The sequence below is a fragment of the Marinobacter sp. SBS5 genome (assembly GCF_048285575.1).
GTDB lineage: Bacteria > Pseudomonadota > Gammaproteobacteria > Pseudomonadales > Oleiphilaceae > Marinobacter.
In genome coordinates this window covers 883,246-903,327 of record NZ_JBLWAZ010000001.1, presented here as the reverse complement: position 1 = coordinate 903,327, position 20,082 = coordinate 883,246, and the positions used below count along the sequence as shown (strand labels likewise).

The 20,082-nt window shown below is 55.2% G+C and carries 18 protein-coding genes; 5 read left to right on the top strand and 13 right to left on the bottom strand.

Features of this window, described 5'->3' with window-relative positions:
* Positions 1-3: 3 nt before the first annotated feature.
* The 8 genes from hflK to ACNQ6O_RS04295 all read right to left on the bottom strand — a co-directional run bounded on the left by hflK (position 4) and on the right by ACNQ6O_RS04295 (position 9,275).
* Complete coding sequence (hflK, locus tag ACNQ6O_RS04330) at positions 4-1,191, bottom strand: FtsH protease activity modulator HflK (RefSeq protein ID WP_418052007.1); 1,188 nt, start codon at positions 1,189-1,191, stop codon at positions 4-6.
* Positions 1,192-1,269: 78 nt separating this feature from the next.
* Positions 1,270-2,571 (bottom strand): ribosome rescue GTPase HflX, encoded by a 1,302-nt coding sequence (gene hflX / locus ACNQ6O_RS04325; RefSeq protein ID WP_418052266.1) that lies wholly within the window; start codon positions 2,569-2,571, stop codon positions 1,270-1,272.
* A gap of 90 nt (positions 2,572-2,661) precedes the next feature.
* The gene (gene hfq, locus ACNQ6O_RS04320; protein ID WP_418052006.1) at positions 2,662-2,913 is read right to left on the bottom strand and encodes an RNA chaperone Hfq; all 252 of its coding nucleotides are present in this window, start codon (positions 2,911-2,913) and stop codon (positions 2,662-2,664) included.
* Positions 2,914-2,946: 33 nt separating this feature from the next.
* Positions 2,947-3,984, bottom strand: coding sequence for a tRNA (adenosine(37)-N6)-dimethylallyltransferase MiaA (gene miaA, locus ACNQ6O_RS04315; RefSeq protein WP_418052005.1), 1,038 nt, complete (start codon positions 3,982-3,984; stop codon positions 2,947-2,949).
* 5 nt (positions 3,985-3,989) lie between these two features.
* Entirely contained in the window at positions 3,990-5,876 is a 1,887-nt protein-coding gene (mutL, locus tag ACNQ6O_RS04310; protein WP_418052004.1) for a DNA mismatch repair endonuclease MutL, read from the bottom strand.
* A 20-nt stretch (positions 5,877-5,896) separates the two neighbouring features.
* Positions 5,897-7,228, bottom strand: coding sequence for an N-acetylmuramoyl-L-alanine amidase (locus tag ACNQ6O_RS04305; RefSeq protein WP_418052003.1), 1,332 nt, complete (start codon positions 7,226-7,228; stop codon positions 5,897-5,899).
* Positions 7,225-7,722, bottom strand: a complete 498-nt coding sequence (gene tsaE, locus ACNQ6O_RS04300) for a tRNA (adenosine(37)-N6)-threonylcarbamoyltransferase complex ATPase subunit type 1 TsaE (protein WP_418052002.1) — start codon at positions 7,720-7,722, stop codon at positions 7,225-7,227. Before tsaE ends, ACNQ6O_RS04305 begins: the two co-directional genes overlap by 4 nt.
* A complete protein-coding gene (locus ACNQ6O_RS04295; protein ID WP_418052001.1) occupies positions 7,719-9,275 on the bottom strand; it encodes an NAD(P)H-hydrate dehydratase in 1,557 nt (518 codons plus the stop codon). Before ACNQ6O_RS04295 ends, tsaE begins: the two co-directional genes overlap by 4 nt.
* Before the next feature lie 130 nt (positions 9,276-9,405).
* Here ACNQ6O_RS04295 and queG point away from each other — a divergent pair, with 130 nt between their 5' ends.
* Entirely contained in the window at positions 9,406-10,485 is a 1,080-nt protein-coding gene (gene queG, locus ACNQ6O_RS04290; RefSeq protein WP_418052000.1) for a tRNA epoxyqueuosine(34) reductase QueG, read from the top strand.
* On the opposite strand, the gene orn is transcribed toward queG, so the two are convergent.
* Positions 10,480-11,022 (bottom strand): oligoribonuclease, encoded by a 543-nt coding sequence (orn, locus tag ACNQ6O_RS04285; RefSeq protein ID WP_418051999.1) that lies wholly within the window; start codon positions 11,020-11,022, stop codon positions 10,480-10,482. The genes queG and orn overlap by 6 nt on opposite strands.
* A gap of 429 nt (positions 11,023-11,451) precedes the next feature.
* Between orn and rsgA the strand changes: the two genes are divergently transcribed.
* Complete coding sequence (rsgA, locus tag ACNQ6O_RS04280) at positions 11,452-12,507, top strand: small ribosomal subunit biogenesis GTPase RsgA (RefSeq protein WP_418051998.1); 1,056 nt, start codon at positions 11,452-11,454, stop codon at positions 12,505-12,507.
* A 27-nt stretch (positions 12,508-12,534) separates the two neighbouring features.
* Here the strand turns inward: rsgA and motB are convergent, their stop codons facing one another.
* Positions 12,535-13,494, bottom strand: coding sequence for a flagellar motor protein MotB (gene motB / locus ACNQ6O_RS04275; RefSeq protein WP_418051997.1), 960 nt, complete (start codon positions 13,492-13,494; stop codon positions 12,535-12,537).
* A 28-nt stretch (positions 13,495-13,522) separates the two neighbouring features.
* Positions 13,523-14,374 (bottom strand): flagellar motor stator protein MotA, encoded by an 852-nt coding sequence (gene motA, locus ACNQ6O_RS04270; RefSeq protein WP_418051996.1) that lies wholly within the window; start codon positions 14,372-14,374, stop codon positions 13,523-13,525.
* A 150-nt stretch (positions 14,375-14,524) separates the two neighbouring features.
* Between motA and asd the strand changes: the two genes are divergently transcribed.
* Complete coding sequence (asd, locus tag ACNQ6O_RS04265) at positions 14,525-15,394, top strand: archaetidylserine decarboxylase (RefSeq protein WP_418051995.1); 870 nt, start codon at positions 14,525-14,527, stop codon at positions 15,392-15,394.
* 5 nt (positions 15,395-15,399) lie between these two features.
* On the opposite strand, the gene epmA is transcribed toward asd, so the two are convergent.
* Both epmA and efp read right to left on the bottom strand, forming a co-directional pair.
* Positions 15,400-16,368: an EF-P lysine aminoacylase EpmA gene (gene epmA / locus ACNQ6O_RS04260; RefSeq protein ID WP_418051994.1), complete on the bottom strand. Its 969-nt coding sequence runs from the start codon at positions 16,366-16,368 to the stop codon at positions 15,400-15,402.
* A gap of 6 nt (positions 16,369-16,374) precedes the next feature.
* Positions 16,375-16,950, bottom strand: a complete 576-nt coding sequence (gene efp, locus ACNQ6O_RS04255) for an elongation factor P (protein WP_323751297.1) — start codon at positions 16,948-16,950, stop codon at positions 16,375-16,377.
* Between the two features lie 45 nt (positions 16,951-16,995).
* On the opposite strand from efp, the gene epmB reads away from it, so the two are divergent.
* Positions 16,996-18,060, top strand: coding sequence for an EF-P beta-lysylation protein EpmB (gene epmB / locus ACNQ6O_RS04250; RefSeq protein WP_418051993.1), 1,065 nt, complete (start codon positions 16,996-16,998; stop codon positions 18,058-18,060).
* A 178-nt stretch (positions 18,061-18,238) separates the two neighbouring features.
* Positions 18,239-20,038, top strand: coding sequence for a GTPase (locus tag ACNQ6O_RS04245; protein WP_418052265.1), 1,800 nt, complete (start codon positions 18,239-18,241; stop codon positions 20,036-20,038).
* Positions 20,039-20,082 lie beyond the last annotated feature (44 nt).

Genomic DNA, 20,082 nt, shown 5'->3' with positions numbered 1-20,082 from the left:
AATTTATCTACTCCTCCGGGTACTTCCGTCCTGACGGGCGCGCAATTCTTGCAGAACCTGGTCAGTCAGCGCCTGAACATCAACCTGCTGGTTACCCGAGCCGGATGATCTGGCTCGAGAGGACGGCACACGCCCCTCTGTCAGCTTGTCCAAAGGCAGGTACATCATGTTGCCGCTGCTCTTGGTATCCACCAGAATCTTGCTGCTGTTACCCAGAACTTGCTCCAGAGCCTGAATGTACATACGCTCACGCGTCACCACGGGTGCTTTTTCGTACACCGCCAGCAGCTGGTTGAAACGGGCAGTTTCACCTCGTGCACGCTCGATCACCTCAGCCTTATAGGCGTTCGCTTCTTCAATCAAACGCTGAGCCTGGCCTCGGGCTTCCGGAACGATTTTGTTCCGGTAGGTTTCCGCTTCTTCCTTCAAGCGTTGCTCGTCTTCACGGGCACGCTGAACTTCGCGGAACGCATCCTGTACCGCAGCGGGGGGCTGAGTACTTTCAACGTTCACTCGGACGATTTCCAGACCGGTCCCATATTCCCTCAGGAAACTCTGCAACCGCTGCTCTACCCTGACCGCCAACTCGGCACGACCTTCTGTCAGCACATCGTCCAGCGAGGAGCTGCCAACTTCGTGTCGAAGCGCACTGTCGGTAGCAAACGCCAGAGCCTGGTTAGAGTCCCTAACGTTCAGTACATAGGCTTTAGCGTCGCCTACCCGGTACTGAACCTGCAGATCCACGGTGACCAGGTTTTCATCTTGGGTCAGCATCTGGCCCGATGAGCGAGCAGTCCGCACGTTGGTGACCAGCACCTTGGTCGCGGAATCAATCAAAGGAACTTTGAAACGCAGACCCGGGCTTTCAGTCCGGTTGTATTCGCCGAAGCGCAGCACAACGGCCCGCTCCTGCTCGTCCACGGTGTAGAACGACTGATACAGCACATAACCAACCGCCAGAATGGCGACCACAGCGAGAATGGCACCAAAGCCACCGTTGCTGCTACCTGAGCCTGAACTGCCGTTATTGCCAGAGCCGCCTTTGCCGCCCAGCATGCGGTTGAGCTTGTCGAGGCCCTTTTTCAGCGCTTCGTCCAGGTCTGGTGGACCCTGATCATTGCCGCGACGACCACCACCGGTTCCCCAGGGATCATTGTCGTTACGGTTACCACCCGGTTCATTCCAGGCCATAATACTCTCCGTTCGTGTTTAATCTAATGGCTGCAAATACTAGGGATTTATCAAGCCCCCGGCAATAGGCGAGCCGCTTCAGAGCTGCCGGTCTTCCAACCGAACTCGCTCTGGGCTAACACCTGCGCGACTCAGCAACTGCATCCAGTCGCGGTGTTGCAGCCGAACCTCAACTACCGTATCACCGCTCTCCCGGTACTCCTCACTCAACACCGAGCCCGCCTCATGAAGCAGTGCACGTAGCTTGCCATCCTCAGGGCCCACCAAAACAAAGTGATGAACCACATCTTCAGCAAGGCGCTCGACAACGGCATCAAAGAGCAGATCCATGCCTGCTCCGGAAATCGCCGACACCCAGACTCTGACCGGAATTCCTTCTTCGTTACGGTCAATTCGGGGCGCGAAGTCATCCAGTAGATCTATCTTGTTGAAAACCTGCAACTGGGGCACCTCATCGGCACCGATTTCCAGCAGCACATTTTCCACTTGCTCGATGTTTTCGTCGCGTCGCTCATCATGACAGTCAATGATGTGCAGCAGCAACGATGCCTGCCGGGTTTCTTCCAGAGTCGCACGAAAGGCTTCCACCAACTTGTGAGGCAAATGGCGAATGAAACCTACCGTATCCGCGACTACGACCGAGCCGATGTCTGGAAGTTCCAGCTTGCGAAGCGTTGGGTCCAAAGTCGCGAACAACTGGTCAGCAGCATAAACCGTCGACGTGGTGACCTGATTGAATAATGTCGACTTACCGGCGTTGGTGTATCCCACCAACGACAGGGTTGGAATGTCAGCGCGCTTACGAGCCCGCCGCCCCTGGTCCCGCTGCTTACGAACCTTCTCCAACCGTTTATGAATCGATTTGATGCGCTCACGCAGTAAACGACGGTCGGTTTCCAGCTGCGTTTCACCCGGACCGCGCAGACCGATACCACCCTTCTGACGCTCAAGGTGGGTCCACCCACGAATCAAGCGCGTGGACATATGTTCAAGCTGCGCCAGCTCAACCTGCAATTTACCCTCATGGGTACGGGCACGCTGAGCAAAGATGTCGAGAATAACCCCGGTTCGGTCTAACACCCGACACTTAAGTTCACGCTCGATATTTCGTTCTTGGCTCGGGCTCAATGCGTGGTTAAACAACACCACATCGGCTTCGTTGGCGACAATCGCATCGCGAATTTCCTCAAGCTTACCTTCGCCGACAAATAGCCGTGGGCTCGGCTGCTTGCGCGTACCGGTGACCATATCCACGGGCTCGACACCCGCCGAGGTCACCAGCTCATGAAACTCACCCGGGTCTTCAGAACCATCATGGGCGGTGAATTCGATGTGTACGAGAACCGCCCGTTCTCCAACGTCAGGACGTTCAAACAAAATATTATCAACTCCATAAAAACAAACACCCGCGGCCAGCTCAGCTCAAAGGCTGCCCTGCACCGCGGGTGTCAGAACCGGAAACACCGGAATTTAATCTTCAGTTTCTTCCTCTCCGGCCGGATTCGCCTGCGGCAAACGCACATTGCGAGCAGGTACAACCGTGGAGATAGCGTGTTTGTACACCATCTGGCTAACAGTGTTCTTCAACAAGATCACGAACTGATCGAAAGACTCGATCTGGCCCTGAAGCTTGATGCCGTTCACCAAAAAAATAGAAACGGGAATGCGTTCCTTGCGCAGCGCATTGAGGTAAGGGTCTTGTAAGGAATGCCCTTTTGACATGAGTATTCTCCTGTTAGAGGTAGGTGCAGATCGTCAATTTGCAGGTTTAAATGTGGTGTGTAGACCTGATTTTTTCAAGGTTTCCAGCACCATTTGTATGTTATTACTATCCAGCCACTGTACATCTGGCCATTTTCGTAACCAGGTGAGCTGGCGCTTCGCCAACTGACGAGTTGCCGCCATGCCCTTGTTCAAATAGGTGTCATGGTCGCACTCGCCGGACAAGTATTCCCAAGCCTGGCGGTAGCCCACGCAACGCATGGAGGGCAAATCAAGGTTGAGATCACCTCGTCCCATCAGGCACCGGACTTCGTCCAGAAACCCTGCATCTTGCATCGCCAGAAAGCGCGTGCGGATCCTCTCGTGAAGGATCTTGCGGTCTGTCGGAGCAAGCGCAAACTGGAAAACAGTATACGGCAGGTCGGCACTTTCGTCTGCCTGCCACTTAGTGAAATAGGTGTAATCCTTAATGTCAGATGTTTTTTGTTCGGCAGCCGTTCCCGAACTAGCTTGCCAATACGCCGAAATGGGCTTCCCGGTTAACCGAATAACCTCAATCGCACGCATCAGGCGTTGACGATTGTTAGGATGAATAATGTCGGCGGCAACCGGGTCTTTGGCAACCAATTCTTCGTACAACGCTGGCCAACCCTGCTCCTCAGCGTCTTTTTCGATCTGGACCCTCAGCTCCGGATCGGCCGATGGCAAGCTCGACATACCGTTCAACAAAGCCTTGAAGTACATCATCGTGCCACCGACCAGCAGCGGAATCCGACCACGCTCGGTGATATCGGCCATTTCCGCCAAGGCATCTCGAACAAAGTCTGCGGCTGAATAGGTGTCTGAGGGATCACAAATATCGATCAGCCGGTGAGGCGCCTTCGCCAATTCGTCCGCCGTTGGCTTGGCGGTTCCGATATCCATGCCGCGGTAGATCATGGCGGAATCCACGCTGATGATCTCGCACGGCAAATGCTCGCATAGGGTCATGGCCAGATCGGTTTTACCCGAAGCCGTAGGCCCCATCAGGAAAATGGCTGGAGGAAACACAGCCTGTTGCTCGTCTGCCATGCTGTTTACCGCCCCCTCAGGAACAATTTATCCAGCTCAGACAATGTCATCAGTGTCCAGGTCGGGCGACCGTGGTTGCACTGACCACTGCGCTCGGTGGCTTCCATATCCCGCAACAGGGAGTTCATTTCCGGAATGGTCAACTGCCGGTTGGCACGCACAGAACCGTGACAAGCCATGGTGCCGAGCAATTCGTGGGTTACCGCTTCAACACGGTCGCTTTGGCCGTTCTGAATCAAATCGGCCAGAACATCACGCACCAACTGTTCGGTATCCGCTCCGCGTAACAACGCGGGAATCTGCCGAACAGCCAGCGTTTCGGGCCCAATCCGCTCGATTTGCAGCCCGAGCTGTTGCAACTCGTCACCGTGACTTTCCGCCAGTGCAGCTTCTTTCTGGCTGACCGCCAGAGAAACCGGCACCAACAGTGGCTGACTCTTCAAATCCTGCTCTACCAGAGCCCGCTTCATACGCTCGTAAGTGATCCGTTCGTGGGCTGCGTGCATGTCCACCACAATCATGCCGGTTCGGCTTTGAGCAAGAATGTAGATGCCATGAAGCTGTGCAATGGCATAACCCAGCGGGGGTTCCTCTTCGCCGTCTTGCGGCGGCGTGGGCATTGGCTGACTTTCAAACCGATCAGGGCGCGGTTCCTGAGTAACACCGCCACCGGCATTGAGAGAACTATAGAAGGCCATTTGATCACTGGCTTTCCAGTCTTGCTGGGGCTGCGCAGGTGCAGCATTGCCGTACCCGGTAGTGTACGAGGATGCTTGCGAAGGTTCGGCCCCCTGCGAGAGTGGGAACGCTGCTGAGCTATTTCCTGTCTGGGACACCTCTGGTTCACGACTCAAGGCCTGTGCTTCAGCCCCCCTGAAGTGATCAGCCGGGCGCACATCAGCCAGCGCCCGGTGCAGCGTGCGGAAAATGAAATCGTGCACCAGCCGGCCATCGCGGAATCGAACTTCGTGTTTGGTCGGATGGACGTTGACATCAACCGTGGCCGGATCAACTTCAAGATAGAGCACAAACGCCGGATGGCGGTTATTGTAGAGCACGTCCCGGTAGGCTTGGCGCACCGCATGAGCCACCAGCTTATCGCGTATAACCCGACCATTTACGAAGAAATACTGTAGATCGGCCTGGCTGCGGGAAAAGGTCGGCAGCGCCACCCACCCCCACAAGCGCAAACCACTGGCTTCGGCCTCGATAACAACGGCATTATCAATAAATTGCTGGCCGCAGAGCGAGCTGATTCGACGCTCTTTATCGATATTCGATTCAGCCGGCCGCAAGCTTTGAATGACACGCTGGTTGTGGCGCAGGGTAAAGCCTGCATCAAAACGGCTTAGGGCCTGCCGGCGGATAGATTCATCGACGTGATTGAATTCGGTCTTTTCGGTGCGCAGGAACTTGCGGCGTGCGGGGGTATTGAAGAACAGATCCCGCACTTCAACGGTGGTGCCAACAGGATGCGCGGCCGGCGAGATTTTTGCATCCATATCCCGGCCTTCCACTTCCACCCGGGCAGCGGCTTCCTGATCCGCCGTGCGGGAAGTCAACGAGAGACGAGAGACAGAACTGATACTGGCCAGCGCTTCACCCCGGAAGCCCAGAGTGCCAACGGCCTCTAGGTCATCCAACGTCAGAATTTTACTGGTTGCATGCCGGCTTAAGGCCAACGGCAGGTCAGACTCAGCGATCCCGAAACCGTCATCCCGGACTCGGATCAGCTTCACACCACCTTGCTCCAGTTCAATATCCACCCGGCTAGCGCCGGCATCCAGAGCGTTTTCGACCAGTTCTTTAACAACAGACGCGGGACGCTCCACCACTTCACCGGCGGCTATCTGGTTGGCAAGCCGGGGCGAGAGCAATTGAATGTGGGGCATAGCCGGGAACTACCTCTTGATCAGGATGAGGGGATACGTATGGTTTGCCCTACCATAACACGATCGTCGTTCATCCCGTTAAAGCGCATCAGCTCACTGACGGTGGTCTGATTTTCACGCGCCACCCCTGACAAAGTATCGCCTCGCTGAATACGGTACTGCCCCAAACGGCCATCGCCTTTGCGATTCTCTTTTTGCCACGCCAATAACGTTCCCGGAGGCGGACTGCGTCGGAAATAATCGTGTATTCCGTCCATCATCGCCTTAGCCAATTTCTCGCGGTACCACTCTGCCGACAGGTTCTTTTCTTCTTTGGGATTAGAAATAAAGCCCGCTTCAACCAAAATCGAAGGAATATCCGGCGACTTAAGCACCGCAAACGCCGCTTGCTCTACGCCTGGCTTGTGCAGCTTAGCCACACTGCCGAGCTGCCCCAATACGGAGCTGCCGACCCCCAAACTGGCGTTGATGCTTGCGGTCATCGACAAATCGAGTAACACGCCTGCCAGCATTTCATCTCGCCCCTCCAGAGACAGCGCGCCGGCACCACCAATCAAGTCAGAACGATTTTCGCTTTGGGCCAGCCAGCGGGCCGTTTCACTGGTTGCTCCGCGCTGAGAAAGAGCAAACACTGAAGCCCCGCTGGGTTGCGGTGTGCGGAAGGCATCGGCATGCACCGACACAAACAAATCGGCATTGTGCTTGCGGGCCAGAATCGTTCGGTTTCTCAAACCAATGTAGTAATCCCCGGTGCGCGTGAGCTTAGCCTGGAAACCGGGCTGCTTATTCACCAGCTCAGCTAAGGTTCTTGCCATTTTCAGAACCACGTCTTTTTCGCGGGTTCCTCGCGGCCCTATTGCACCCGGGTCTTCGCCGCCATGCCCGGCATCGATCACCACAATGATGTCGCGCTTACCCGCGGAGTTCTGCGTGACCGTTGGACTGACGTCTTTTTCAAGCCGCGTTCCCGACTCGTCTATCAAGTCCACCACCAAGCGGTGACCGTATTGCTGATTAGGCTCAAGCACGAAACTGCGAGGCTTGATGTCGCTTTTCAGATCCAGCACGACCCGAAGATCCGTACCATTCCGCGGTGCACTGCGAATGCGTTTGATGGGGCTGCCCGACAGATCTACCTTACTGAAATCAGCGCTTTTGGCGGTATTTTTCAGATCAATCACCAACCGGGACGGCCCGGAAAGCGAAAACATGTTGTGATCCACCTTACCGACCGTATCCAGCACCAAACGGGTATGGTCTGGCGCAGGCCAAATGCGCACGCCCTCAACTTTGGTGACGGCATGAGCAGCGCTTGCCGCCAGCGACAGCAATATACACAGTGCGATTCTCATGAATCCGGACCTATTAATTCAATTTGATTGAGCAACGAGGCACCCCACTCGGAACGCGCCCTCAAAATCACCACTCGACCTTCGCCGTGCCGCTCCATGTGGATCTCGATATCGGGCTCTGGCAACACCCCTTCCCCTCGCTCGGGCCACTCGATCAGGCAAAAATTTGTTGCTGAAAAATAATCGCGAATCCCCATGTATTCGAGCTCTTCCGGGTCACCCAACCGATACAGATCGAAGTGATAAACCGGCGGCACCAAGTGCTCATAGGGCTCAACTAAGGTGTAGGTCGGGCTTTTCACAGCACCCACATGCCCCAAGCCACGCATGACACCGCGACTAAGGGTGGTTTTCCCCATCCCCAAATCACCTTCCAGAAATACCGTAAGGCTCTGCTCCGACTGCTTTGCCAGCCGCGCCAGCTCGCCGCCCAAGCGTTCGGTTTCAGCTTCGCCCTCCAGAAACAACCGGCGTTCGTTACCTACAATGCTCATTCTTCCTCCCGGTCATTTCTGAGGCCGTTAACTTCGGTTTCTTTCAAAACAAAGGGCAAACTTTCGATGACATCGGTGGGGACCAGCCCCATATACCCCAGTCGCTCAGTAGCCCTATTCGCCGCGGCCAGGTGGGCCGATGCAGCCGCAATCGTCGCGTTCCGGATATCGCCTAACTGGCCAATAAAAGCACCCAGAATTCCAGACAAGATATCGCCCATGCCACCCGTGGCCATGCCCGGATTCCCTCCGGCTATAACAACAGGCACTTCGGAGTCAGTGGCGACAATGGTTCCGGCGCCTTTGAGCAACACCACGCCGCCCCAAATTCGCTGAATCTTCGCCGTCGCAGCCAACCGGTCAGCTTCAATCTCCGCAACACTACACCCTAGCAATCGGGCAGCCTCACCCGGGTGAGGAGTAAGTACGTGATTACTGACAGGAACCGCCACCCGGGTTGCCATGAGGTTAAGGGCATCCGCATCCAGCACTCGGGGTTTAGCGCTATCAATCACCTGTTGCAACATCTGCTGCCCCCAGGCCGACTTGCCAATGCCGGGCCCGCACACAACCACATCGGCCTGTTCTATCAAGGGCGCCAACTCAGAGCCATGTATCACCCCGTGCACCATCACGTTCGGACACCGAACCAACGCCGGAGTTACATGCTCTGGCCGGGTTGCCAGCGATACAAGGCCGGCTCCCGAGCGCGAGGCAGCTTCGGCGGCCATGATGGCCGCACCGCCAAAACCGCGTTCGCCCGCAACAACCAAAACACGCCCGAAATCGCCCTTGTGCGCATTAAGAGGCCGCACCGGAAACCATGCTTTACAGTCGCTCCATACGTTTAGCTGCGCGGCAGCTTGCTCTTGGCACCCCTGCATTTGCGCTTCGGTTGCCAAAGATTCATACACCACGTGGCCACACACTGCTGGCCCAAGCCCAGTGTAGAGCCCGGTTTTGGCGCCGATAAAGGTGACCGTCAGCTCTGCATGGACAACGTCCCCTTCGCCCGCGCCTGTTGTGGCATTAAGCCCCGATGGCAAGTCAACCGCCATCACTGCCCGCTGCGCCTGATTGACGGCGTGAATAGCCTCCGAAAACGGTGTTCTCGGCGCACCGGTGACACCTGTTCCCAGCATGGCATCCACAACCACGTCTGATGCCGCAAGCTTCGCGTGAAGTCCATCCTTCGGTAAATCGGAAATTTCCGTAACCGGCACGCCTTCCGCCTTCGCAACTTCGAGTGCTTTCAGGGCGTCACCCGTCAGTTTCCCGCTCGGGGCCACGGCGACACACTCTACGAAGATACCGACACGCTGGGCATTGGCCGCAATCAGATAGCCATCACCGCCGTTATTCCCCGCCCCGCATAACACCAATACCGATTTAGGCGAAGGCCAGTGTTTTCTGAGCTGCCGGAAGCCGGCTCGGGCCGCGGCCTGCATCAAGTCAAAGCCATCAATGCCCCGTTCATCAATAAGATAGCGGTCCATCGCTCGTACGGAGTCGGCGGAATACAAGGCTTCTGGTAGACTGTCCGCGTAACGCATGGGGCATCCCGCTAAAGAAAACGGTTTAAGTAAATTGGCCAGATACCTGTAAAGCATAGCAAAACAGGAAAAAAGGTCATAACTTAATCAAATTAAATCTCCGCAGGCTTTCACCGCCGAAGGCTCCGTCATGGTCACCAGTACAGACAATATGCCCTCGAACGCCTCTTTGGACGCGCTGCCAGACAAAATCCGCCAGTGGGCTAAAGAGCTAGGATTCGCGGATGCCGGCATCACTTATGCCGATACCGGCCCCCATGCTGAGCGCCTGAAGCAATGGCTCGCCGCCGGCTATCACGGCAACATGACTTACATGGCCGATCACGGCGACAAGCGCTATACCCCGGATTCTCTGGTGCCGGATACCCAACGGGTGATTTCGGTGCGCATGGACTACCTGCCCTCACCCGACAACCCGAAACAAGCGCTTACCAACCGAGAAACCGCCTACATTACTCGCTACGCCCTCGGCCGGGACTACCACAAGCTGATACGAAAGCGGCTCGCCACCCTGGCCAAATGGATTGACGAAGCGGTCGCCGGTTACGACTACCGGGCTTTTGTCGACAGCGCGCCAGTGCTGGAGCGCGGCTTGGCACAGCGGGCCGGGCTTGGCTGGATCGGCAAAAACAACATGGTGATTCACCCTAAGGCGGGTTCGTTCTTTTTTTTAGGTGAAATTTTTACCAGCGCGCCTTTGCCGGTGGACGAACCTTTCGAGAAGCAGCACTGCGGTTCGTGTTCTGCCTGCCTGGAAATATGCCCCACGGATGCTTTTGTTGGCGCTCACTTACTGGATGCCCGCAAGTGCATCAGCTACCTCACCATCGAACTGAAAGGCCCTATTCCGGAAGAGTTGCGCTCGAAAATGGGCAACCGGGTGTTTGGCTGTGACGACTGCCAGATTGTGTGTCCGTGGAACAAGTTCAGTAAACCCACTGCCGAGAGCGATTTCCAGCCACGGCATGGTCTGGACAACACCGAACTTGCCGAGTTGTTTCTGTGGACCGAGCAGGAGTTTCTGAAGCGTACCGAAGGTTCGGCGATTCGCCGCACCGGTTATGAGAACTGGCTGCGCAATATTGCGGTGGGATTGGGCAACGCCCCGTCGACCATTCCGGTCATCGAGGCGCTGAAGCAGCGGGCGGAGCACCCATCAGAGGTGGTACGTGAGCACGTAGTCTGGGCGCTACGCCAACACGGTTTATAGTTTAAAGAAGTGTTCGCGGTAGTGACGCAGTTCGTTGATGGAGTCGCGAATGTCGTCCAGCGCCAGGTGGCTGCCTTTCTTTTTCACGCCGTCCAAGACATCCGGACGCCAGCGACGGGCCAGTTCTTTGATGGTCGATACGTCCAGATTGCGGTAATGGAAGAAGCCTTCCAGCTCTGGCATGTATTTCACGAGGAAGCGTCTGTCTTGGCCGATGCTGTTGCCGCACAGCGGGGATGCGCCGGCTGACAGGTGTTGCTTCAGGAACTCCAGTGTCTGCTGCTCGGCTTCCGCTTCGCTGACTTTGCTGTCTTTAACCCGCTGGGTCAGGCCGCTTTCGCCATGGGTTTTGGTGCACCATTCGTCCATGGAGTCTAGCAAACTGTCCGGTTGCTTAATCGCAATCACGGGGCCTTCAGCGACCAGTTTCAATTCCGAATCGGTAATAATCGTGGCCATTTCAATGATCCGCTCTTTCTCGGGATCCAGGCCGGTCATTTCCAGGTCTATCCAGACCAAGTGGTTTCCGTTGCTCATTCTCTTTTACACCTATGCCATTGTTCTTGGGTGCATGTGCAGGTGTGGGCCGCTTTTCCGGAAACCGCTACAAGCACATCCCTGTGCGCTTCTCTCCGGCCATCCATGGCCTCCGACATTTCCGGAAAAGCGGCCCACACCCGCACGCCAAACTTGCTACTTACCGCCCCACAAATCCGAGGCCCGCAATTAAGTCGGGGCGCTGGGTCGGGAATGCCTTTTCGGGAGTATCTGAAGCCATGGATGGCTTCAGCTAAGCGCACAGGGATGTGCTCGTAGCGTCTCCCGAAAAGGCATTCCCGACCCGGCGCCTGCACCAAACCCGGAAGCCCCGAAAACTCAAATGCGACGAGTTTTCCAAAACTCTGCCTATTGTCCATGATTCACGTATCATGTGGTACACAACTTCCCCGGAATACTAAAGAGCAGATGGCAAAACGCAAATTGAACAAACGCCAGCAATGGCGAATCGAGAAGATCCAAAAAGAACGCACCACCCGAATGGCCCGTAAGGAAAAGGCCGTCGAGGCTCAAGCTGAAGCCGGTGAGCTGGGGCCCGAGCAAGAAGGCCTGATCATCGCTCATTACGGCCAACAACTGGACGTTGAGGCTCTGCAAGGTGATGACGCGGGACAGGTATTTCGATGCTTTGTTCGGGCGAACATCAGCAGCTTGGTGACCGGGGACAAAGTCGTGTGGCGACCTGGCAAGAGCGAAACTGGGGTCATTGTCGCTCGCTGCGACCGGGACAATCTGCTTCAACGGCCCGATAACTTTGGCGCCCTGAAGCCTGTGGCCGCCAATATTGACCACATTATTCTGGTGATTGCTCCGGAACCAGAACCACACGACAGCTTGATTGACCGATACCTCGTGGCCTCCGAAAGCTCGGATATTCCCGCAGTGCTGCTGCTCAACAAAACCGATTTGATAAACGATCAGAACCGGCCGCAGATCGAAGCCCTGCTCGCTCGCTATGAAGCGCTGGGTTATCAGGTTGAGCGCACGTCTGCTGCTGCTTTCGACGGGGAACCTGCGCCGGAGGTGGAGGCCTTGGTTCGCAACAGAACCAGTGTCTTCGTCGGCCAGTCGGGTGTGGGCAAGTCGTCGATTATTCAAACGCTGCTGCCGGATGAGCAGCTCCGGGTGGGTGCGGTTTCGGTGAGCACCGGTAAGGGTGTGCATACCACTACCACCGCCAAGTTGTTTCACCTGGCCACTGGCGGCGACCTGATTGACTCACCGGGTATTCGGGAGTTTGGTTTGTGGCATATGACGCCGCAAGAAGTCGAGTACGGCTTCCGGGAGATTCGGCCGTTAATGGGGTTGTGTAAATTCCGAAACTGCCGTCACATGGGCGATCCGGGGTGCGCGCTGGATGCGGCGGCCGAGAGCGGGGAGATTTCCCGGGAAAGGCTCAAGAGCTTCCATCGAATCCTTCAAGACATGGCCGAACAGCAAGCGCGCGGGCTAAAGCTTACCTGAGCGCGCACCAGCTATCGCCAAAGCGGGTTACCAGTTGAGCTCACCCGGACCAGGTTCCGGGCGCTCTTCTCGCCAGTTCCCCTCTTCCAGCTTATTCAGAGCCTCTTGCTCCTGCTCTGCGCTGGGGCGCGTCAAGTCAATCAATGGTGTATCGGTTGGGCCAGCTCCGGCACGAATATCTCCGACGCTTTTGTTTTTCAGAACAATGATGGAGATTCGGCGGTTGATCGGCGCTGTCGGATTATCGGTATCGAACAATACCGAATCGCTCAAGCCGACCACACGTGCAATTTGCTCCAGCCTTACGCCGCCTGCTACCAAGGCCCGGCGAGCCGTATTGGCGCGGTCAGCCGACAGCTCCCAATTGGTGTACCCCGGCCGCCCATTGAACGGCGTGGCATCTGTGTGGCCAGTCAGGCTCAGCTTGTTATTGACAGAACCCAGCGTTTTCGCGAGTTCAAATAACAACTCCTGAGTGTAGTACTTGAGTTCTGCCCGGCCAGAATCAAACATCGGGCGCCCTGAACGGTCAACGATCTGAATGCGCAGCCCTTCATCGGTGATATCAATGAGTAGCTGGTCTTTGAATTCTTGCAGCGTTTCGTTCTGCTCTATTCGTTCTTTCAACTCCTGAAACAACGCCTCCATGCGACGTTGTTCCAGTGTATCGGCCAGCTCATCGATCACCTGCTCTTCGATCTGAACCGTGCTCGACTCAATATCCAGGGCGCTCTCATCAATAACCGACGCACTGCCACCAAGGTCAATTGGATTCTTCGATCCGCCCTCTGTAAAACCGATGGGGTCTTTGAAATAGCCTGTGACAGCTTGCTTCTGTTCCGGCGTGGCGGTCGCGGTTAGCCAAAGCACCAAAAAAAACGCCATCATAGCAGTGGCGAAGTCGGCAAACGCGACTTTCCAGGAACCGCCGTGGTGGCCAGCGACAACTTTCTTCTTGCGCTTGATGATGATCGGCTGCTGTTCCACGCTTAACTCCGGCTAGTGATGTTCGGCATCATTTGGAGCGAACGTGATCGTTCAATTCCTGAAAGCCCGGCCGCTTCTCCGTCGGCAAGGCTTTACGTCCAAATTCGATCGCCATTTGAGGCGCTTGCCCTGCAACTGTCGCAACGATGGCCGACTTCACGCATTCGTAGGCTTTCAATTCGTACTTAGCCGTGTGCTCTAGTGCGATGGATGCCGGGCCCACAAAGCCATAGCCCATCCAGATACCCAAGAAGGTACCAACCAGCGCAGCCGCCACGCTCAAACCAATTTTTTCCGGCCCTTCAGTCAGAAAGTTCATGGTGATAACAATACCCAGAACCGCGGCAACGATCCCCAACCCCGGCAGTGCATCCGCTATTTTATTCACCGCGTGCGCCGGCTCTTCCAGCTCATGCTGGCGACTCTCGATCTCGCTTTCCATCATGCCTTCGAGCTCATGGGGCGCCATGTTGCCGGAGCTGATAATGCGCAAATAGTCGGTGATGAAATCGAGCAAATGCCTGGACTTCATAATGGCTGGGTAACGAGTAAAGATCGGGCTCTCTTCCGGGTTATCTATGTCTTCTTCAATAGCCATCACGCCCTGCTTACGGGACTTATCGAACACTTCATAAAGCAGGCTGAGCAGATCCATGTAATACGATTTATTGAACGGCGAACCTGTAAGCAACCGCAACAACCCACTGAACACTTCTTTAACGGTGTGCATTGGATTGGCAATGACGAACGAGCCTACGGCAGCGCCACCAATGATCAGCACTTCTGTCGGCTGCCAGAGCACCGCCAAATTCCCGCCGTGCAATGTATAACCGCCGAGAACACTCGCAATAACAATAACCGCACCAATAATCAGCAGCATAAAAAAGTAATCGCCTTTATAAATTCTGTTAAAAAGCAGCGCCCGATGATAGCAAGCCCTCGGCGGAACCGCGAAGGGGAGAAACAATTTCTATACACTACGCCCAGTTTGTTAAACTGCCCCGCTTTATAGAACCGAGAGATGTCTCAAATGCTTGATAAACTGTTCGTCCTGAGTCAATACGTCACTCCGCAGCTGACGCTATCCCGCTTGGCCGGCCGCCTCGCAGACTATGACAGGACACCAGCCCTGAAAAACCGCGTAATCAGCTGGTTTATCGACCGCTACGGCGTAAACATGAGTGAGGCCGCCGAATCAGACCCCACGGCTTACGACAGTTTTAACGCATTCTTTACTCGCGCGCTCAAGCCCGGCGCACGCACAGTCGACCATACCCCGGATGTTTTTGTCAGCCCGGTTGATGGTGCCATCAGCCAGCTTGGCCAAGTCACTGCAGACGACCGGGTGTTTCAGGCCAAAGGCCAGTCTTTCAGCCTGACTGAACTGCTCGGCGGCGATGAACAGCGTGCGGAAGCCTTTCGCGAAGGCGAATTCGCCACAATTTACCTGTCACCAAAAGACTATCACCGCATTCACATGCCCGTGGCCGGCACGCTGAAAGAAATGGTGTATGTTCCCGGCAAACTGTTTTCGGTCAACCCTGTAACGGCAGAGAACGTGCCGAATCTGTTCGCGCGTAACGAACGGGTAGCCTGCATTTTTGATACCGAAGCAGGCCCTATGGCGCTGGTTCTGGTCGGCGCTATGATCGTCGGCAGCGTAGAGACCACTTGGGCAGGTGTCGTTGCCCCCAAACCGAGCAAGGTGACCGAGTGGCAATACTCCGGTGACCAGGCCGTGCGTTTCGAGAAAGGCGATGAGATGGGCCGGTTCCGCTTAGGCTCCACCGTTGTTCTGGTGATGCCCAAAGGCGCCGTGAACTGGAATGCCGACCAAGTCGCCAGCAAGTCCGTACAAATGGGCGAGTCGTTTGGCCAATTGAAGCCCGCTAAGTCCTGATAAGGTCAGGCCCTCTCTATCGGGAAGGCCAGAACCTCTTCAATGGCTTTTGCGCCCACCTTAAGCATCAGCAGCCGGTCTAATCCCAATGCCACGCCCGAGCAATCGGGCAGGCCGGCTTCTAGCGCCGCCATAAACGCTTCATCCACGGCCATTTCAGCTTTACCAGCAGCCTTGCGCTGCTGGTTATCCGCTTCAAAGCGTAGCCTCTGCTCTTCAGGGTCAGTCAACTCCCAATAACCGTTACAGAGCTCTAACCCATTGATGTAAAGCTCGAACCGGTGCGCAACTGAATGGCCGTGTTCTTGGGAAACTTTTGCCAGTGCCGCCTGTGCTGCTGGATAGCGGGTAATAAAAATTGGCCGCTCGAAGCCAAGCGTTGGTTCGACGGCAAAACTCATCACCAAATCCAGACAGTCGTTTCGACTTAGATCCGCTAGCTGCTCACTCTCCAGCCATTGTTTACAGTATTGCTTCAAATCTTTATCGCTGATTTCCATAGGATCGAAACCAGCGCTAGCGATAACCGCCTGACGATAACTCACCTGATCGGGGCGCTCACAGCCTAGCCAACCGCACACCAGATCCGACACTTCAGCCATTAACGCCTGATCGTCCATCCCTATTCGATACCATTCCAGCATCGAAAATTCTGGATTGTGACGGCTCCCTCGTTCACCGTTACGAAACACTCGGGCAATTTGGTAGATACAACCAGACCCAGCAGCCAGCAGCCGTTTCATGGGGTATTCGGGGGATGTCTGAAGCCAGCCCCCTTGAACACCGCCGGCCCGAACGTCCGCCGATATGCCATCGAGATTCAAGTCGGTGACGCCGTGGCGGCCAAGCACTGGTGTTTCTACTTCCAGCACGTCCCGCTCACAAAAAAAGCCGCGCACATACGCAAGTTGCTGTGCACGGCCTTTTAACACGTCCCGCGAGGCAGTAGGCTGCCAGACAGGAGAGTCGGTCATCGGGAATTAACTGCTTTTTACGCGGTTTACATACTCACCGGAGCGAGTATCCACTTTCAGCACTTCACCAATCACGATAAACAACGGTACGTTCACCACCGCGCCCGTAGACAAAGTCGCAGGCTTGGAACCGCCTTGTGCGGTATCGCCCTTCATGCCCGGATCGGTATCCACGACCTCAAGCTCAACAAAGTTAGGCGGTGTAACAGACAAAGGAGCACCGTTGTACAGAGTCACGGTGTACACGTCCTGCTCTTTCAGCCACTTGACGGTATCGCCAACGGCTTTGGCGTCAGCAGCATACTGTTCAAACGAACCATCCGTCAGCATGAAGTGCCAGAACTCACCATCGGAGTACAGGTACTCCATGTCCTGCTCCATTACATCCGCCGCCTCGAGACTCTCGCCCGATTTGAAAGTACGCTCCCAAACCCGGTTGGTCATCAGGTTGCGAAGCTTTACACGGTTAAAAGCTTGCCCTTTACCGGGCTTAACGAATTCGTTTTCCAGCATGATACAAGGATCGCCATCCAGCAAAACCTTGAGCCCGCCACGGAATTCGTTGGTAGAATATGAAGCCATGAAATGTCCACCTGACATACTGTCGTTAAAAATTCAAAGGCCGCTATGATACAGCGAACTCCGGTCCGTATAGAAGCCCGTGACACCAGTCATCTTGCAGACAACGGTACTTACGCACCCGAAACCCAAAGCTGGCAAGCGATCCTGAGCCGCTCCGTCAGCAGTCCTGAGCAATTGCTGGAGCGTCTGAATTTGCCGGCAGAAGGCTGGTTTGAAGGGGCCCGCAACGGCCACGATCTGTTCCCTATTCGGGTACCGGAACCCTTTATCCAGCGCATGGAGTCCGGTAACCCAAACGACCCCCTGCTACGTCAGGTGCTGCCTGTTGCCGACGAAAAGATAGAACTGTCGGGGTTTGTCAGAGATCCGCTAGAAGAGAATTCCGCGATTCAGACAACGGGCCTGATCAGAAAGTACCACAGTCGGGCCCTGTTAATGGTGACCGGCCAGTGCGCCATCAACTGCCGCTACTGCTTCCGACGCCACTTTCCTTACAACGACCACAAACTGAGCCGAGAAGACCGCACCCAAGTCATCAATACGCTGACCGCCAGCCCCGAGATCAACGAAGTTATTCTCAGTGGCGGCGACCCGCTGGCCGTGAATGATCGCCTGCTTTCGCAGTGGGTCGACTTGCTCGATGCTGTACCGCACCTGAAACGACTTCGCATCCATTCCCGATTACCGGTCGTCATCCCCCAGCGAGTTTGTGATGACATGCTTGCTTGGCTGAACCGTACCCGGCTCCAGACGGTACTGGTCGTTCACGTAAACCACCCCGCCGAAATTGACCAGACCACACGTGACGCTCTCCAAAGGCTAAAACAAGCAGGCGTCACCCTGCTGAATCAGAGTGTCATTTTGAAAGGCGTGAACGATAATGCGGCCATACTGTCTGAGTTGAGCGAAGTGCTGTTTGATGCCGGTGTATTGCCGTACTATCTACACGCTTTCGATCCGGTGGCCGGTGCTCACCACTTTGACGTCAGCGACAACGATGCCGCTACTCTGGTGCGCCAAATGCTGGAAAAACTGCCCGGATTTCTGGTTCCGAAGCTGGTGAGAGAGGTTCCTGGCGAAACCAGTAAAACACCAATACCGGTGATTTAGTGAGGCGTGTCGCAAAATTGAACCGTTTTTAACTTGTCAAAGATTGTCAACTTATGACTTTCTCGCTTTTTGTCATCGCTTTGCTACTTTAAAGTCTAGAGTTACGAAACAATAACAAGCTGTATTTTCGATAATTTCACTCAAACACTCACCGTAATTCAGCCACTGGCACGAGATCATAAAAGGCATGACTCTGAAACCCGAACTCAAGGTACCTGAGCAAAAAACAGCCAGCCTGTCTTTTTGCGACACCACGCCCAAAGCGTTCCGTGCCTGGACTCGACAGTTGCCTATGGCCAACATTGGTGAGACCTCGCGACAGCTTTACCACGCGATCATAGAACTCAATCATTTGTTTTTGCCCCCGCAACAACGCATGCAGTTCCTTGAACTGGCCCGCGACAAAATACACTTTGTGTGTACTGAACTGTCCAGGCACTTCTTGGGGCTAGCCATTGCATTACCTGAAAAACAGCGCAAAATCGCCAATCTGACTCAAGCTCTGCAACTGCACCTTGCCAGCGGATACAAACTCTGTGTACTGGAATTCATAGACAACGGCGGCGTTGCTAAAAACAAGCGGCACATCGGCATAGCCACACACCGAGCAATTTCCGAGCTTGGGGCGACCATCCTTCGCGCTCATCAACTGTACGGCCCCAGCCCGGCAAACAGCTGGCTGGAATGCCACCGATTATTCCGTTTTGCCAATCACTACAAGCTCGACGAGTATGATGTCGATGATCTTCTTCTTAAACACCGCAGTGCCAGCACCATAGCCGACAGCTATAAACGCGTTTTGTTATTAGGCTGCTCACGCCCTAACCAACTGCGGCAATCCGAGCTGACACAGGTCTACGATCTGTTTGAAACCTGGACAAGCTATTGTGAATGCGGCCCTGAGCTTGGACCAGACAGTCTGTTCGTGGTCGATCTGGAAAAAAACTCCTCGCCGATCTACCGAAGCCTGCTTGAGAACACCCTGGGGAACGACAGTATCGGCTTCGATACCCGCGAACTTTCAGGCTTCCTGGCAGATACCGCAAAGGCACGCCGCGACAACTCTTCGACCACCACGCCATTAAAGATTCCCGCAACCGTCAGTGACACCTTGCTGACCCACTTAAGCCAAGCACTGGGAATTCTGGCAACAAGAAACTTCAACCGAATTAGCAGCCAAGGGACGCTGGAAATCTGTGTTGGCCTGACTGCTGCTCACTATTTTATAGCAGGGCAGAAAACCTTCCCGGAGTTCATTGACGGCAATGACAGTGCGCACCATGAAGAAGACAACCTATTTATTCGTAACTCCATGCAGAAGCCCGATGCTTGGTCCGGCGCCCACGATGCCAGCATTCTAGACCGAAGCCTCCCGCCCTCTGACGCTCCGATCAATTTCCGAAACAAATCGGGAGCTAAACCCGGTAAAGCCAAACCTGTTTCACAAAAAGCTGCGCTAATAAACACCAGCCCCGGCGGCTACTGTGTGAGCTGGGAAGCCAATATCCCGGCCTCTCTGCAAGCCGGAGAGGTACTGGGGGTCAGAGAACAAAGCTCGCACCCATGGAGCCTCGGGGTCGTCCGATGGTTACGGCAGGTTCGAAATCAGGGTACCCAAATCGGCATCGAGTTACTCGCGCCCAGTGCGGCACCCTGTGCAGTGCGCCTAATACAAAAAGTTGGCAATAGCAGCGAATACCTCCGCGGCCTCATGCTGCCGGAGATTAGCGTGGTTAACCAACCCGCAACACTGATCACGCCCCGCCTGCCGTTCCAGAGTGGAAGCCGGATATCACTACTGCACGATGGCTGTGAAGACCAAGGCCAATTGCTGAAGAAAGTTTCCGCGACCGGGAGCGTTAGCCAATTCGAGCTCAAGCTACACACCTCGGCAACTCCCCCGCGGCACAAGGGCGCCCAAAACTCCGGTTCAGGCACCACAGAAGACGAATTCGATTCCTTGTGGCCGTCGCTTTAAGTCGACCCGTCAACAGTGTATAGGCATCAGGGTTGTTATTAATC

Excerpts from the sequence above, each read along its gene's own strand:
- tsaE (WP_418052002.1), bottom strand. The coding sequence starts at position 7,722 with ATGAGCATTGTAGGTAACGAACGCCGGTTGTTTCTGGAGGGCGAAGCT.
- queG (WP_418052000.1), top strand. The coding sequence starts at position 9,406 with ATGGTCACCAGTACAGACAATATGCCCTCGAACGCCTCTTTGGACGCG.
- hfq (WP_418052006.1), bottom strand. The coding sequence starts at position 2,913 with ATGTCAAAAGGGCATTCCTTACAAGACCCTTACCTCAATGCGCTGCGC.
- ACNQ6O_RS04305 (WP_418052003.1), bottom strand. The coding sequence starts at position 7,228 with ATGAGAATCGCACTGTGTATATTGCTGTCGCTGGCGGCAAGCGCTGCT.
- asd (WP_418051995.1), top strand. The coding sequence starts at position 14,525 with ATGCTTGATAAACTGTTCGTCCTGAGTCAATACGTCACTCCGCAGCTG.
- rsgA (WP_418051998.1), top strand. The coding sequence starts at position 11,452 with ATGGCAAAACGCAAATTGAACAAACGCCAGCAATGGCGAATCGAGAAG.
- epmB (WP_418051993.1), top strand. The coding sequence starts at position 16,996 with ATGATACAGCGAACTCCGGTCCGTATAGAAGCCCGTGACACCAGTCAT.
- motA (WP_418051996.1), bottom strand. The coding sequence starts at position 14,374 with ATGCTGCTGATTATTGGTGCGGTTATTGTTATTGCGAGTGTTCTCGGC.
- mutL (WP_418052004.1), bottom strand. The coding sequence starts at position 5,876 with ATGCCCCACATTCAATTGCTCTCGCCCCGGCTTGCCAACCAGATAGCC.
- efp (WP_323751297.1), bottom strand. The coding sequence starts at position 16,950 with ATGGCTTCATATTCTACCAACGAATTCCGTGGCGGGCTCAAGGTTTTG.
- ACNQ6O_RS04295 (WP_418052001.1), bottom strand. The coding sequence starts at position 9,275 with ATGCGTTACGCGGACAGTCTACCAGAAGCCTTGTATTCCGCCGACTCC.
- hflK (WP_418052007.1), bottom strand. The coding sequence starts at position 1,191 with ATGGCCTGGAATGAACCGGGTGGTAACCGTAACGACAATGATCCCTGG.
- epmA (WP_418051994.1), bottom strand. The coding sequence starts at position 16,368 with ATGACCGACTCTCCTGTCTGGCAGCCTACTGCCTCGCGGGACGTGTTA.
- orn (WP_418051999.1), bottom strand. The coding sequence starts at position 11,022 with ATGAGCAACGGAAACCACTTGGTCTGGATAGACCTGGAAATGACCGGC.
- miaA (WP_418052005.1), bottom strand. The coding sequence starts at position 3,984 with ATGGCAGACGAGCAACAGGCTGTGTTTCCTCCAGCCATTTTCCTGATG.